Raw genomic sequence first — 14,832 nt, 5'->3', positions numbered from 1 at the left:
GAGAATAGGCAATCTGGACTGGGGAAAAGCCATCATCACCCTGATCATGGCACTGCTGGGCATTGTGTTTCTGCTCCCTTTTATATGGATGCTGTCCGCTTCGCTCAAGCCTGAGGCCGATGTGTTCAAATATCCGATCGAATGGATTCCGCAGACATGGAGGGCGGCGTTCAACTATCATTCCGTCTGGTTCGGCAAAGCCAACTTCACCCTGTATTACTGGAACTCGATTAAAGTCACAGCACTCACGACACTTCTCTCTGTAGCGGTGTCCAGCATGGCGGCCTATGGTTTCACCAAGATCCGTTTTCCCGGCAGAAATGCACTTTTCGTACTAGTGCTGGCCACTTATATGATTCCTGCGGAAGCTACGCTGGTGCCGCTGTTCATTATCTTCCGCTCCACCGGCCTGTACGATACGCATCTGGGCCTGATCCTGCTTGGCGGGTTCAGCGTGCTGGGCACCTTTCTGCTCCGCCAGTTTTTTGCCTCACTCTCGAATGAGTATATCGAATCGGCGCAGATCGACGGCGCGGGACATATCCGTATCTTCCTCTCGATTCTGTTCCCGCTGGTCCGTCCCGCCATTGCCACTTATGCCATTCTGCGGTTCATCTGGACCTGGAATGATTTTCAGACGCCGCTGGTCTTCCTGAACAGCAAGACACTTTATACGCTTCAATTGGGCATGAATGCTTTCGCTGACCGCAACGGCGCCTTCTATTCGCTCATCATGGCGGCTTCGGTCTCGGCGATTGTCCCGCTGCTGGTCGTGTTCATCCTCGGGCAGAAGCAGGTGATCGAAGGTATTTCCTTGGGGGGGGTGAAGGGGTGAGGGCTGGCAAGTTCCCGGAAGCTGCATAACCGGAAGACAGGCGGACGGATAGGACGGTCAGGAAGTGCATGAGAACTGCATGGAACTGTAGACCACATTAGAAGGGGTGTTAGTTATGAAAAAGAATGTGTTCGCTCTGGTATGGATCATCGTGCTTCTGGTAGCCCTGGCGGGCTGCGGCAATTCAAACAACACCAATGGTGCAACTCCCACTTCCGGCAGCACGGCTGCACCGGAGGCGGGGGAGAGTGCTGCACCTTCCGCAGAACCGGTAACGATCAAAGTCGCCAACTGGTCGCCTGCGGCGGATATGGAACCGATTCTGCAGGCGTACGAGGATTCCCATCCGGGAATTACACTGGAATACGTGGAGCTGGCTGACAACGGCGATTCGGTTGCCGGGATGAAGAAGCTGGATCTGCTCGTCGCATCCGGCGAGAACCTGGATGTGGTATTCATGCCGGGGGCAACTGACTATTCACAGCGTGCCGGACTCGGACTGCTGGCTCCGCTGAATGACCTGATCAGCAAGGAAGGCATTACGCTGACAGACGAGTATACGGTTGATCCATCCGTTGACGGCAAGGTATATGCACTTCCGGATACGCTGGAGAATTATTTCGTCCTGCTGAACAAGGACAAGCTGGATGCGGCAGGCTTAGCCGTTCCCACCGATTGGAGCTGGGACGATTACCTTGATTACGCAGCCAAGCTGACCAGCGGCACCGGGCCGTCCAAGACCTTCGGTACGTATTTCCATACCTGGGCCATGTACTGGGAGCTGGCCGTCATCAACCAGGAGAAGGACAATAATCTGGTCAACAATGGTATCGTGAATATCGACAGTGCGGGGATCCGCCAGTCCCTGGAGCTGCGCAGCAAGGCAGAAGCCTCGGGAGTAGCGGTGCCTTATGCCGACACCATCTCCCAGAAGCTTGCGTACCGCTCGGAGTTCTTCACCGGACATGCTGCGATGATCGTGACCGGCAACTGGATGATCGGCGAAGCAGGCGGGTCGGAAGAATTCCCGGCTACGTTCACCACCGCGTTCGCTCCGATGCCGTCCAATAGTGCCGGACAACCTGCGGGAGTCAGCATTGCCAACGGCAACTATGTAGGCATCCTGGAGAAGTCGGGACATCAGCAGGAAGCCTATGATTTCATCCGCTGGTACTCCACAGAGGGCGAGCAGATGCAGAATGTATATTCCGCGTGGAAGAAGCAGGATGTGGACAAGTTCATTGCCGGCGTCAAATCGGGTGCCATGAGCCCCGACAAGATTGACGAAGCCTCACTGGCCTATGTGATTAAGAATGCCAAGCCCGCACCGCTCAGCGTGCCGCCGACCTATCAAGGCGAGCTGGAAACAGCCTTTACCAAAGAAACCGAGCTGTACATCCTGAAACAGCAGGATCTGGAGACTACCATCAAGAAGGCGCAGGCTGAGCTGCAGAAGATAGTAGACGCCAACAAGTAAAAATTGGAAGCGCTGAACAGCCCTCTTTTACCGGAAATAATAGATTGAAATGAGCTGCTGGAGGCGGAAAGCTGATATGATAGAGGCATAGAAAACGATAGTCTGATTGTGAAGGAGGATTGCCATTGCTGCCTAGAGGATGGAGACTCGGTTTTCGCAATAAGCTGCTCGTCGCTTCTCTGCTCTGTCTGCTGCTTCCCGCCTCTATTACCTTGTATATCTCCAATTCCTACACCGAGCATATCCTCCGCTCCCAGGTGATTCAGAATGAACGCCGTTCGCTGGAGCAGGAGAGCCTATATATCTCTAACCTTCTCAGCAATATGGTGCTGGTGGCGAATTATATCCAGTTCGACCCCGGCATCACTCTTATTCTCAAAGAAAACTGGCAGCGCAGCAAGCTGCACGAGCCTGATACCGCCAAGCATATTCTCGATTTCAAAGAGGTGACGGACAAGCTGAACAGTGTCACCTCCATGATGGAAAAAACGTTCGTCACCGTTCTCACCTCAGATGGACAATATTATTCAAACTATGCTTACGCCAAGCTGGATGTCGGGGCACTGCTGAGGCAGCCCTGGATGGAGCAAGCCCGCCGGCAGCCTGCCTTCGAGCTATATTGGGCGGGTGTGCTTGCCAACTATATCCCGACTGCTGCCCCAAGCAGCCCGCAGGTGCTGACCATTGCCAGGAATCTCAAGCTGTCCTCCAATTCAACCTATGCTACCTTGGTGATCAGTATTGGCGAGAGCCGGATCAGCCAGATTTTTAATGACAACGGGCAGGGACAGGAGACGCTGCTGATTGCGCCTGACGGAACCGTTCTTGCCGCCAGGGACAAGACCCGGCTGGGCCAGCCGTTCGCGCTTATGGATGCTGTGAAGCATTCAGAAGGTTCGGGGTTTATGGATTACCGGGGCGAGCAATATCTGCTGAGCAGCCTGGAGATTCCTTACGGGAATTACCGGATTGTCAGCCTGGCGCCATACCGTGAGGCCGTGAGCCAGATCAGTGCGACCCACCGCTGGAGCAGTGCCGTGCAGATCGTATCGGGCGCTTTTTTCCTGCTGATCCTGGTGTTGCTGGTAAGGCAGTTCACCAAGCCGGTGATCCGGCTGGATCAGGTGGCGGCGCGGGTGGACCGGGGAGAGCTGGGCATCCGCTCAGGCGTCCGCGGCTATGATGAGATCGGACGGCTGGGCAAGTCCTTCGACCATATGCTGGACCGGGTGGAACGGATGATTATCCAGATCAAGGTGGAGCAGGCGCAGAAGCGCAAGGCCGAGCTGGCGATGCTGCAATCGCAGATCAATCCCCATTTCCTGTTCAATATTCTGAATTCGATCCGCCTGCGCATCATGATGCGGGGCGATGAGGAGAATGCGGAGCTGCTGTTCTCGCTCTCCCGGCTGCTGCGGATGACCATTCAACAGCGGGATGAGTACACTACCCTGCATGATGAGCTGCATATTGTCAGGAGTTATGTGGAGCTGCTGAATTTCCGCCAGTCCGAGGAGGTGACGCTGGATACAGACTGCACCTCGGAGAGCCTAGGCGTGAAGATCCCCCGGTTCCTGCTGCAGCCGGTCATCGAGAATGCCTACATTCATGGTCTGCATCAGGAGAGCGGACGTATTCTGATCCGGACCCGGACACAGGATCACCGGCTGCTCATCGAGATTGAAGACAACGGGCAGGGGATGGATGAGGTAACCTTAAACCGCCTGCGTGCCGAGTTAAGCTCTGAATGGCAAGAGAAGGAAGCGATGCCGTCCAGCAGACTGGCCCATATCGGCATGTCCAATGTCTATGAGCGGCTGTATCTGACTTACGGTGTTGCCTTCCAGATCACGATTGACAGCCTGCCCGGACAAGGAACGACCTTCCGGTTCGTGCTGCCTGAAGAGATTCCGGATCAAGGCTATGAAAGGGAGCGTGGAAGCGATGTATAGCGTAATGCTGGTGGATGATGATCAGCCGGTACTGGACTTTCTCTCGGCAATGATTCCCTGGGACGAGCTTGGATTAACGCTGCATTCGGCCTGCAAGAATGGTCTGGTTGCCCTGGAGAAGGCGCAGGCTGATATGCCCGATATTGTCATTACGGATATTGGCATGCCCTATATGGATGGTCTGGAGCTGATCCGCGAGCTGAAGCTGCGCAGCGAAGAGCTGCGTGTGGTGGTGCTGTCCTGCATGGATGACTTCACGTACGCCCAGCAGGCGGTGAAGCTGATGGTGAGCGACTATATTCTGAAGGAAATGATCAGCCGCGAGCTGATTACCGGGCTGCTGCGGGAGCTGTGTGAGGACCTGCGCCGCAGGGATGCGGACAAAGCCCAGACGCTGAAGTGGAAAAGCATGGCCGAGCATCAGAAGGTGCTACTGAAGCAAAGTGTGCTGCGGCGCATCGCTGCCCGCGAGCTGCCGGACAGCGAATGGCGGGCAGACGCCGCCGAGCTGGGAATTATGCCGGATCTCACGGCCCATGTAGCCGTGCTCTGCCGGATCAGCAGCAACGCCGGGGAGAGCGAACCGGAGGAGCTTGCGCTAATGTCATGGGTGGAATCCGCCGCCGAAGCCGTGCGGCAGGAGGATACCGCTGCCGTGTGCCTGCCCTACAGCGGCCGCGATTGTGTGCTGGTCTTCAGCGGCGGTATGGGCAATGGAGCGGACTCAGGCCATATCTCCATGCTGGGCAGGCTGCGTTCCGCCATTCAAGCGCTGCCGGGGGTTAAGGCTTCCTTTCAATATTTGTGTATACCGGCGGGCGGCGGGCATTTCCGGGAGGGTATTATTGATCTGCTTAGCCAAGGCCGCGAATATGCCTTCTATCTGAAGCCGGGAGAGCTGAACAGCCTGAAGACGCTCCCGCCGTTCACGGAGAAGGATCTGTTCCTCTATTATGCCGAAGCCTCGCAGGAGATCCGTGAGGCCTTCCTGGAGGAAGCGGCGGACAGGCTTGCGGCCTTGCTGTCGAAATGGATGAATACCATCCGGGCCAGACGTTATGCACCGCGCCAGGTGAAGGAGTGGATGCTCAAGCTGCTCTACGATAACCAGATGCGGCTGATGGCCCGCCAGCAATACCAGTCCACCTTTTCCCTGGAGCTTCTGCATGATACCCTGACGGCCATTGATCATATCGATCACCTGGAGGAATGGTCTCAGCAGTTCTTCAGCGAACGCCTGCCGGTGATCCGGGAGATGTACCAGGAGACCCGCCGGGATGAGATCAAGAAGGTGAAGCAGTATGTAGACCGCCATCTGAACCGTAAAATCACCCTGGAGGAGGTGGCGGAATACACGCATTTGAATTCGAGCTATTTCAGCCGCCTGTTCAAAAAAGAAACCGGAATGAGCTTCATCCACTATGTCACCCATACCAAAATGGAGCAAGCTAAAGAATGGCTGGACCAGTCTCCGCAAAGTGTGGAGCAGGTAGCGGAGCAGCTTGGATATGAGAATAAAAGCTATTTCACGAAGCTCTTCAAACTGCATACAGGCACTACGCCCGGAGAGTTCCGGGGGGAGGAAGGCAGCCGGTCTGCACAGACATCAGGCACAAGGAGGCACTACCCATGCTGAACATCAAACCGATTCATACAGAACTGTCAGGTGCTATGCTTGTCCGTGTATACAAGAACCGCTCACAGCTCGGAGCTGCTGCCGGGCGTGAGGCAGCGGCGGCCATCCGGGCGCTGCTGGCCTCCAAGGCACAGGTGCGGATCGTGTTCGCCGCTGCACCCTCTCAGAATGAATTTCTTGCGGAGCTTGCCGCTGCACCTGATCTGGACTGGAGCCGGATTACCGCGTTCCATATGGATGAATATATCGGCCTGCCGGCAGGCTCTCCGCAGAGCTTCGGCAGCTTCCTCCGGGAGGCGCTGTTCGGCAAGGTCTTGCCGGGAACGGTCCATTATCTGAACCCTGCCGCCAGCCCGGAAGCCGAATGCAAGCGTTACGGACGGCTGCTGGCAGAAGCGCCGATCGATATCGTCTGCCTCGGCATCGGGGAGAATGGTCACCTGGCCTTCAATGATCCGCCCGTGGCAGATTTCAATGACCCGCTTCCTGTGAAGCTGGTGGTACTGGATGAGGTCTGCCGGAACCAGCAGGTGAATGACGGGTGCTTCCCCAGCCTGGCGGAAGTGCCGCAGCAGGCCTTGACGTTGACGATTCCGGTCCTGCTGTCCGCGCAATGGCTGTTCTGCATGGTGCCGGGCGCTTCCAAGCGCGGCGCGGTTACCCGCACGCTGCATGAATCTGTCTCTACGGCATGTCCGTCCACGATCTTGCGCGAGCACGGGGATTGCCGGATGTTCGTGGACACCGACTCCTTCGGGGCGGTCCTCTCATGAACATTGACGCGCTGCATTACCGGACAGGCGAACCGGTCCGCATTACGCTGCAGGAGGGCTTCATTGCTGCAATTGAACCTCTTGATACGGAGCTGACGCTGGAGGAACGGGCGGAGCTGTCTATGGTTGCGCCGGGCCTGGTGGATCTGCAGATCAACGGCTATGGCGGATATGATTTCAATCATCCGGCACTGGGTGCAGAGGATGTCAAGAAGGCGGTCCGCGCTATATGGGGGGAGGGGGTGACCGGCTTCTACCCGACTGTGATTACCGGCGCCCCGTATACCATTCTCGGAGCGATGCGGGCGATTGCCCGGGCCTGTGAAGAGGATGAGGCCAGCGCGGCGACGATCAAGGGCATCCATCTGGAAGGCCCGTTCCTCTCGCCGGAGGACGGGCCGCGCGGGGCACATGCGCTGGAGCATATCCGTCCGCCGGATACGGCCTTGTTCGACCAGTGGCAGGAGGCTTCGGGCGGACGAATCTCCATTGTGACGCTGTCCCCCGAATGGGAGGGGAGCGCGGAATTCATCCGCCACTGCGTACGGCGGGGAGTGACGGTCTCCATCGGGCATACGTCAGCGGATACCGCGCAGATTGCCGGGGCGGTTGCCGCCGGAGCGCGGCTGTCCACGCATCTGGGCAATGGTGCCCATGCTATGCTGCCGCGCCATCCGAACTACCTGTGGACCCAGCTCGCCGAAGAGGCGCTGTGGTGCACCTTGATCGCCGACGGCTTCCACCTCCCGGATGAGGTGCTGAAGGTGGCGATGAAGGTCAAGGGCCGGCGGGCACTGCTGGTCAGCGATGCCGTTGCCCTCGCCGGGCTTGCGCCCGGCAGCTACGACACGCCGGTCGGCGGCCGTGTCGTGCTGACCCCGGCGGGCCGGCTGCATCTCGCCGGCGAGCCCGGGCTGCTGGCGGGCTCGGCGCAGATGCTGCTGCGCCACATCGCGCGCCTCAGCGCCGCGGGCCTGGCCAGCCTGCCGGACGCCTGGGACATGGCGTCCGTGCATCCGGCAGGCTTCATGGCCCTGCCGGCGGCCGCGGGCCTGGCCCCAGGAGCGCCGGCGGATCTGGCGCTGATCCGCCGCCCCGGCACCGGCGCGGCCGGGCTTGCGCTGACGGCGCTGTGCCAGGCCGGCGGCTGGGTGTACCGCCGGGACTGAGTGAGCGGCGGCGGTAAGGTGTGGGCAGGTCCCCGGTTAAGGGGGCCTGTTATGGTTTTTTTATGCCTTTAGCCAGTTGAGTGCGTGAAACATGCGAAATCAGGACCACCCGTCCAACGGATGGTCCTGATTTGGAAGTGAATCGCTTAACTTGAGCGATTACAGGCGGAGGGAGCGGCATGGGCAGGGCAGGGGGGTGGGGATGGCTGTTGCGACAGCGTCTGCTCCACGCCAGTAACATTAACAGTAAATGTGTTCTGTTTTCCGCACACATTTGCCCCGATCGCCTTCGGGCAGCGAGAATGTATGCTGTTTTTCACATACATTCGGGCCATGCGCCTGCGTGCCACCTCAATGTAATCGTTTTTCCGCATACACCCGCACTAGATATCTGCACTATGTCCGCACTAGCGTCAACGTTTGCGCCAGCGCCTGGACCAGTAGCTGCATCAGCATCAACATAGTTATCTGTACTAGCCTCAGCCCCGGGCTCACCACTAGCCCCAGCCTCACCGTCTGCATCAGCCCCACCCTCAGGAAGCAGTTGGACTTTTAGGTACTTGTTCAGGGGCGGAAGCGGGCACACTCCAAAGGACCAACTATAAGATACGTTTTTCCAACGATATAGATTGGAATTTTATTTTGTAACTTGTCCCAAAAAAGCACCCGCAGAACTAATAATCCAGCAGACGCCCGTTGTCATGCCAATCCCCGTACATTTTGTTCATGCGGGTATTCTCGATGAATTTGTCCAATCTGCGTTCGAACAGCTCCGGCTGGCGGATATAGCTCTGAATGGTGTCGATCCGCACCCGCTTATACAGCGCCGGAAAGGCCAGGAAATGGCGATACACCTGCTCGTCCTCCTTCAATCTCTGTTCAATCACAGGATCGATTCGAAAAGCTCCGACATTCATATCAGGCAGGCATCGCCGTCCCTCGCCGCGCATCAGCCCCAGCTTCTCCAGCCTTCGCACGCGCTCCTTATTAAGCTCAGTCCATGAACTCCGCTTGCTGCGTGGAGACAGCCGTTGCATCAGCTTGCCTTCAGCATTCACCTTCTTCACCCCGTCGATCCAGCCGAAGCACAGCGCTTCTTCCACGGCGTCAAGGTACAGTATTGTCCCCGGGACCGGCTTCAGACTGACCTCTGCCCAGCAAGAGCCCTCTGTGGTACTGTTCGCCATCAGCCAATCTCTTAATTCTTCCCTCGTTGTAGCTGCAAGCCTATTTTCAATGCTCATAGTTAGTGTTCACTCCCTTCTGACGTTAACCCGTTGCTCTCTTCCTGATCCAAATCCTGCACATTATACAACTTCTCCCTTATTAAACTAATCCAATTCTAAAAATATTGCACAAAAGGCAGCATTCCCTCTTCTCTAAGTGGCTAGGCGGCGACATTCCTGCATTTTTTGCAACAATCCTGCCATTCCGGCGGTATGTATGGTATTAATGCTGCAATTTGTGCAACATCCTCCGTTTTCCTTAAATTTTGCCGCTGTGTTAACACTTTCGCAACACATTCTTTACGCTGCGCATACACAACTTGAGAGAGTAATTAATATCCGGCTTTTACAATGAGGTTATTAGCATAATATACCTATTGCAAAATCAGGCTGGATATGAAGGGATGATACTTTTGAAGGGGAAGCCGCTGCACTTTTCGATGAAATGGAAGCTGATCTTGAGTTTCTCGGCGATTACACTTATTTTTCTGGGCGTGGCTGTGTACCAGGGACATAAAATCAAGCAGGTCGAGCTGTCCATGGAACGGCAGAAGAGCGAAATGGAGAATAGAATCACGGTCTCAACCATCACCCAGCAGCTGCAGGAGCTGAACCGTGCCGAGACTTCCTTGGCGGAATCCAGCGACCTGGAGCAGGCAGAATCTTTACAGGAGAAGCAGCAGCAGTTGTCTGCCGAACTCGCCAGGGTGAATTTTGAACAGGGCACGCCTGCATCCGCTAGCTTTAAGCTGTTGACTGCGCAGGCCGCAGAATACGGCGCTCTAATCAAGGAACTGGTAACTGTGATGTCGGACGAGACCCTTGACCCGCTAAGTGTTTTGGAGAAAATCGATGGAATACATACGAAGGCGCTCGCATTGAATCAGGACATGCTGAAGACGAACGGGAAGCTGTACACCGCCGCTGCCAAAAATGCCGAACAGGCGCAGAATGTCTCCTTCGCCCTGCTGGATGATACGGTATCCATCGTGACGTATGCTGCGATCGCAGTGTCCCTGTTCCTGCTGATGCTCGCCTGGCTGCTGATCCGCTCGTTCCTCACCCCGGTACGCAAGCTGCAGGCCGCGCTCAGACAGATCGCGGATGGCGATCTGCGGCAGCAGATTAACTCCCCGTACAATGACGAGCTGGGACAGCTGAGCCATCATTTCGACCATATGGTCAATAGGGTACAGGGGATGCTGCGGCAGACGTTGTCTGCGGCGGGGTCGCTTGCCGATTACGCGCAATCTTTTCAGGGGTCTTCGGCGGTTACAGCGCATACGAACCAGAATATTGTCAGAACCATACAGGAGATTTCGCTTGGAGCAGACCAGCAGGCCAGCCAGTCGGAGCAGAGCACGCAGCTCCTGGTGGAGCTGGCCTCCGGGGTTCAGGAGATTACTGACTATACCGATGTGATGCTGACTACGAGTGAAGCCGCTAACCGGAACAGACAGCTGGGCTCGGAGACCGTTACGGCGCTGCGCCAGAGCTCGCAGGATTCCCGGGTGTCCATCAGCAAGGTCTACGGGGCGCTGGACAAGCTGGTGAGCCAGTCCAAGGATATCTCGCGCATTACCCATTCGATCACCGAAATCTCGAAGCAGACGAATATTCTCTCGCTGAACGCCGCGATTGAAGCGGCCAGGGCCGGAGCAGCAGGCAAAGGCTTCGCCGTGATTGCCGATGAAGTGCGCCAGCTGTCCGTCCAGACGAATGGCTCCTCGGTGCATATCAGCAGAATTATTCAGGAGCTTGAGGCCGGTATGGCTGATTTCCAGGGACATATGATGGAGACCCGGGACCGTCTGGAGCAGCAGGACCATCAGGTGGAACAGACCCTGGCTTCCTTCGCCGCGATCGACGAATCGATTACAGGCATCAGCACACAGATCGGGCAAATTCACCTTAAGGTGGAACAGACCAGTGTCCTCAATTCGCGGCTGGCCGAATCTGTACATTCTGTTGCGGCTGTAGCTGAGCAGACAGCGGCCGGAGTTCAGGAGGTGAACGCTTCCAGTACCCAGCAGGATCAGGCCATCAGCGACATTGCCAGGCAGGCCGGGGAGATTAATGAAATCTCGCAGCGGCTGTTCCGGGAGATCAATGTGTTCAAAATTGCGGAGGCTGCTGAGGCCGGATTCGAGCTTGGAGTAGCGTCTGAGCTAGAGCCAGACCCAGATTCTGTTTCAGATTCAGGTGTAAGTTCAGCACATGCAGACCGAACGCTTCGCGGAAGGGTGCAGGAACCGGAAGAGCAGCAGGAAGCGGAGACAGCCGTGGAAATTCAGCCCAAGCTACAGCAGGAGATGCATACGAACCTCACGGAGCAGACAGACAAAAGGGCAGAAGCCGGAATTCACCGGCCCCTGCCTGCGGGAATACCGGTGCAGGAATGGCCTGCGCCCGGCCAGAGTATAATTGTGAATGAACCGCAGAAAGAAATCTCCAAAGAGCTGAAGGAGGAGCTACTGGTCCTTGCGAAGTGAATGGGTCAGCGACGAGACCAGCTCCGGGAACCACTCTGATAAGGACAGGAAGCTGAAGCCCGCACTGCGGGCTTTTGCCGTATCCATGAACCAGGATGCTGGTATCCCAAAAGGAGATTGATCCGCTTCAGCGGCGTCGTCCCGGATGACTGCCGTCAGTCCGGTAATCTCTTCAATGATGGAGATGACGCCGCCAATGGTGAGGGTTCCGTCCGAGCAGGCATTCACCGGCCCCGTGACGGCTGAGCCCTCCCGGCCTAGCCAATGCAGGAAATCAGCCGCTTCGTCCGAACGGATGAACGAGATCTCCGCCTGCGGATTAGGGATGCCCACCGGTTGACCCGCCAGAACATGCTCGATGTGAAAATGCAGCCGGCGCGTATAATCATCCGTGCCCAGCACAATCGGAAAGCGTATCGCAGCCACCGGGAAATCCGCTGTCTGAAGCAGAATGGCTTCGGCTTGCCTTTTGCCTTCCTGGTAACTGACATCCGCCTTCCCGCCAGACTTCAGCGGATAATGCCAAGGGTCAAAGTCCGTTTCAGCCAACGCCTCCGGCTGCGGATCGTACACCGACAAGCTGGAAGTCAGGATATACCGCTGGGCCCGCCCGGCAAAAATCCGCACCGCCGCCGCAGCCTCATCCGGCGAGAAGCAAATATTATCATATACGATATCCCATTCGGTATCTCCTACAGCCCGTTCAAGCGCCGCTTCATCCGTCCGGTCCACGGCCAGCCGCTTGACACGCTCACCGAAAGTATCCTCAGCGATCCCCCGGGTCAGAATGGTGACCTCGCTGTCCTGGTCCTGGAGCAGCAGCTCCACCAGTCTTTTGCCGAAAAATCTCGTTCCTCCAAGCACAAGCACCTTCTTCATGGAATCACTCTCCTAAGTTATAGTCAGAGCCACTGCTCCATTCATCCGTATTATGCAGCCATCCGAAGTTCGCCGTATGCAGGCGCTCCATGGGTGTAGGCGTATCTCGCGTTATCTGTGGACATGGAATACACCGACTGAACAGTAAATGTGCTTACAGCAGATGCTGCCTCCCCGGCGTTCTCCTGGCGGAGCAGCTCCAGCAATACTGGAATCTGCCCTTGCTCATAGGCCTCAGCCAACGCCCGCAGATACCCCCGGTAATCGGCATCCTGCGGTAGAGCGGGGCCTTCATGCTGGATCAGCTCTTCCCGGACCCTGCTCAAAGCCTGGCGTGCACGGTGCAGCGCTGCTTTGACCGCTCCTTCCGTGGTTGACAAGAGTCCGGCGGACTCAGCGGCTGAATACCCCAGCACATCGCGGAGGACCCAGGCGGTCCGCTGTGGCGGCGAGAGATGGGCGAGCAGCGCCTGGAAGGTCAGCTCCAGCCCGGAAAGCTCCTCTAGAGCTGCGGCCGCAGAAGCCGGTTCTGATGACGCTCCAGACCGCTGCATCGCGCGAATGAGGGACCCCTGGCGGCGGGAGGCGTCAATCCAGGTATTCTTGGCAATCCGCAGCAGCAGGGCTTCGGGATTGGGGCTGATGGTGAATTTGCGGTAGCCCAGCGCTTTGGCCCAGGTCTCCTGCGCCAGATCGTCGGCGTCGAAGCGGGAGCGGGTGAGCGACAGGCAGTAGCGCTGCAGTGTTGTTCCCAGCTCTTGAAGATGTCTTGTATCCATAGCTATCGTATCCGGTGTCCGGTGATGTTCAAGCATCGTCATAGTAGCCCTCTCCTTCGATGGATTGTGTTGCTTCTATTATATAAACGAACGGCGCATTGTAAAAGATACGCGCTCCCGCTATTTCCGCTTCTCTTCCGGCTTCCGTATCTTTTCGTGCAGGCTGACCGTTTACAGGGTATCAACACCAACACAGGAAGACAGATCAGAGGAGGCACACCAGAATGAGCGTAATACCTTATGTGATTGAACAGACAGCCAGAGGAGAGCGGTCTTATGATATTTATTCCCGGCTGCTGAAGGACCGGATTGTATTCGTGGGTGCGGCGATCGATGACGGGCTGGCTAATAGCATTATCGCGCAATTGCTGTTCCTGGCGGCGGATGAGCCGGAGAAGGATATCCAGATGTTCATTAACAGTCCGGGAGGTTCGACTACCGCAGGCTTCGGGATTTATGATACGATGCAGGTAATTAAACCTCAAGTCAACACGATCTGCACCGGTTTTGCCGCTTCGTTTGCTTCTCTGCTATTGCTCTCCGGCGCTACAGGCAAACGGTCGGCCCTGCCGAACAGCGAGATTATGATCCATCAGCCGCATGGCGGGGCGCAGGGGCAGGCGAGCGATATTGCGATCAGCGCCAGACGTATTCTTCAGATCCGCGAGAAGATTGTCGGGATCACCGCGCAGCGGACAGGTCAGCCGCCGGAGAAGGTGGAGAAGGACATGGACCGGGATTATTTCATGTCGGCTGAGGAGGCACTGGAGTACGGAATTATTGACACGATCATCACCCATTTGTGAGACGAAGGAGAGGAAGAGCATGCTGGAAGCGCTGAAGGGACAGGAAGTTCATATTCATTTTTTGGATGGTACAAGTGTTAGGGGAGGCGTACTGGAGGAGCTGGACGAGAGGTTCGTGAAATACAGCACCGAATATCAGACCCTCTACATTCCGATTACCTCGATCCGGGCGGTAGATGTGCAGACCAAGGAGCGTGAGCGTCCGCGCGTCGGCTTCGGGCAATAGTCGTTCGGGAGCTGCATGTAAAAGCGTACAACACCCCGTCATCTCTGCTCAGAACGAGCGGAGATGACGGGGTGTTTGCGCTTGTTCAGGAAATTATAGTTTCCACAACCGAATACAATAGGCTAGCGCTACGGCGCATGGCCCGAATGTACGTGAAAAACAGCATACATTGTGCTTGTAAGCAGGCACACGGACCGAATGTATGTTGAAAACAGCATACATTGTGCTGCAAGCAGGCATATGGATCAAATGTATGTGAAAAACAGCATACATTGAGGTGGCACGCAGTCGCATGGCCCGAATGTATGTGAAAAACAGCATACATTGAGGTGGCACGCAGTCGCATGGCCCGAATGTATGTGAAAAACAGCATACATTGTGCTCGTAAGCAGGCACACGGACCGAATGTATGTGAATAACAGCATACATTTGCTGTCGCGCAGGTAATCTCATTCACCCGCAGGGTGATTTTGTTCAAAGAGAATCGATATGCTCCGCTATACAGTATCCTTATCATTTCGCTGAAACGGTACCGCCATTTAAAGGACGACACAGCCGTTTCTACTTGTGAGCGAGTTCTGG

11 protein-coding genes and 1 pseudogene are annotated in these 14,832 nt (G+C 56.4%); 9 read left to right on the top strand and 3 right to left on the bottom strand.

Features of this window, described 5'->3' with window-relative positions; all coding sequences use genetic code 11:
• Positions 1–46: 46 nt before the first annotated feature.
• The 6 genes from NSS64_RS18055 (at position 47) to NSS64_RS18030 (ending at position 7,842) form a co-directional block, all read left to right on the top strand.
• Positions 47–835, top strand: coding sequence for a carbohydrate ABC transporter permease (locus tag NSS64_RS18055; protein ID WP_051478036.1), 789 nt, complete (start codon positions 47–49; stop codon positions 833–835).
• A gap of 115 nt (positions 836–950) precedes the next feature.
• Entirely contained in the window at positions 951–2,312 is a 1,362-nt protein-coding gene (locus NSS64_RS18050) for an ABC transporter substrate-binding protein (RefSeq protein ID WP_340942101.1), read from the top strand.
• Positions 2,313–2,437: 125 nt separating this feature from the next.
• Positions 2,438–4,264, top strand: coding sequence for a cache domain-containing sensor histidine kinase (locus NSS64_RS18045; RefSeq protein WP_341141023.1), 1,827 nt, complete (start codon positions 2,438–2,440; stop codon positions 4,262–4,264).
• Positions 4,257–5,900 (top strand): response regulator transcription factor, encoded by a 1,644-nt coding sequence (locus NSS64_RS18040; RefSeq protein WP_341141022.1) that lies wholly within the window; start codon positions 4,257–4,259, stop codon positions 5,898–5,900. Before NSS64_RS18045 ends, NSS64_RS18040 begins: the two co-directional genes overlap by 8 nt.
• Positions 5,894–6,673 (top strand): glucosamine-6-phosphate deaminase, encoded by a 780-nt coding sequence (locus tag NSS64_RS18035; RefSeq protein ID WP_340942095.1) that lies wholly within the window; start codon positions 5,894–5,896, stop codon positions 6,671–6,673. The genes NSS64_RS18040 and NSS64_RS18035 overlap by 7 nt, the downstream gene beginning before the upstream one ends.
• Positions 6,670–7,842, top strand: coding sequence for an N-acetylglucosamine-6-phosphate deacetylase (locus NSS64_RS18030; RefSeq protein ID WP_341141021.1), 1,173 nt, complete (start codon positions 6,670–6,672; stop codon positions 7,840–7,842). Before NSS64_RS18035 ends, NSS64_RS18030 begins: the two co-directional genes overlap by 4 nt.
• Positions 7,843–8,516: 674 nt before the next feature.
• Here NSS64_RS18030 and NSS64_RS18025 read toward each other — a convergent pair.
• Positions 8,517–9,086, bottom strand: a complete 570-nt coding sequence (locus NSS64_RS18025; RefSeq protein WP_341141020.1) for a YdeI/OmpD-associated family protein — start codon at positions 9,084–9,086, stop codon at positions 8,517–8,519.
• A 386-nt stretch (positions 9,087–9,472) separates the two neighbouring features.
• Between NSS64_RS18025 and NSS64_RS18020 the strand changes: the two genes are divergently transcribed.
• Positions 9,473–11,560: a methyl-accepting chemotaxis protein gene (locus NSS64_RS18020; RefSeq protein WP_341141019.1), complete on the top strand. Its 2,088-nt coding sequence runs from the start codon at positions 9,473–9,475 to the stop codon at positions 11,558–11,560.
• Here NSS64_RS18020 and NSS64_RS18015 read toward each other — a convergent pair.
• Together NSS64_RS18015 and NSS64_RS18010 are read right to left on the bottom strand one after the other, a co-directional pair.
• Positions 11,540–12,439: an NAD-dependent epimerase/dehydratase family protein gene (locus NSS64_RS18015; RefSeq protein ID WP_341141018.1), complete on the bottom strand. Its 900-nt coding sequence runs from the start codon at positions 12,437–12,439 to the stop codon at positions 11,540–11,542. The two genes, NSS64_RS18020 and NSS64_RS18015, sit on opposite strands and share 21 nt — an antisense overlap.
• A 50-nt stretch (positions 12,440–12,489) precedes the next feature.
• Entirely contained in the window at positions 12,490–13,260 is a 771-nt protein-coding gene (locus tag NSS64_RS18010; protein WP_341141017.1) for an RNA polymerase sigma factor, read from the bottom strand.
• 176 nt (positions 13,261–13,436) lie between these two features.
• Here NSS64_RS18010 and NSS64_RS18005 point away from each other — a divergent pair.
• Together NSS64_RS18005 and NSS64_RS18000 are read left to right on the top strand one after the other, a co-directional pair.
• Positions 13,437–14,024 (top strand): annotated as a pseudogene (locus NSS64_RS18005) (ATP-dependent Clp protease proteolytic subunit); the annotation flags it as partial.
• Between the two features lie 19 nt (positions 14,025–14,043).
• The gene (locus NSS64_RS18000; RefSeq protein WP_340942085.1) at positions 14,044–14,250 is read left to right on the top strand and encodes a hypothetical protein; all 207 of its coding nucleotides are present in this window, start codon (positions 14,044–14,046) and stop codon (positions 14,248–14,250) included.
• Positions 14,251–14,832: the final 582 nt, after the last annotated feature.

Origin of the sequence: Paenibacillus sp. FSL H8-0122 (genome assembly GCF_038005345.1) — a bacterium.
GTDB lineage: Bacteria > Bacillota > Bacilli > Paenibacillales > Paenibacillaceae > Paenibacillus_AQ.
The sequence above is the reverse complement of the archived record's forward strand: the minus strand, read 5'-3'. Positions and strand labels throughout refer to the sequence as shown.

Bases quoted from the DNA above. Each gene is read 5' to 3' on its own strand.
- NSS64_RS18055 (WP_051478036.1), top strand. From the start codon at position 47: ATGGCACTGCTGGGCATTGTGTTTCTGCTCCCTTTTATATGGATGCTG.
- NSS64_RS18050 (WP_340942101.1), top strand. From the start codon at position 951: ATGAAAAAGAATGTGTTCGCTCTGGTATGGATCATCGTGCTTCTGGTA.
- NSS64_RS18040 (WP_341141022.1), top strand. From the start codon at position 4,257: ATGTATAGCGTAATGCTGGTGGATGATGATCAGCCGGTACTGGACTTT.
- NSS64_RS18035 (WP_340942095.1), top strand. From the start codon at position 5,894: ATGCTGAACATCAAACCGATTCATACAGAACTGTCAGGTGCTATGCTT.
- NSS64_RS18030 (WP_341141021.1), top strand. From the start codon at position 6,670: ATGAACATTGACGCGCTGCATTACCGGACAGGCGAACCGGTCCGCATT.
- NSS64_RS18025 (WP_341141020.1), bottom strand. From the start codon at position 9,086: ATGAGCATTGAAAATAGGCTTGCAGCTACAACGAGGGAAGAATTAAGA.
- NSS64_RS18020 (WP_341141019.1), top strand. From the start codon at position 9,473: ATGATACTTTTGAAGGGGAAGCCGCTGCACTTTTCGATGAAATGGAAG.
- NSS64_RS18015 (WP_341141018.1), bottom strand. From the start codon at position 12,439: ATGAAGAAGGTGCTTGTGCTTGGAGGAACGAGATTTTTCGGCAAAAGA.
- NSS64_RS18010 (WP_341141017.1), bottom strand. From the start codon at position 13,260: ATGACGATGCTTGAACATCACCGGACACCGGATACGATAGCTATGGAT.
- NSS64_RS18000 (WP_340942085.1), top strand. From the start codon at position 14,044: ATGCTGGAAGCGCTGAAGGGACAGGAAGTTCATATTCATTTTTTGGAT.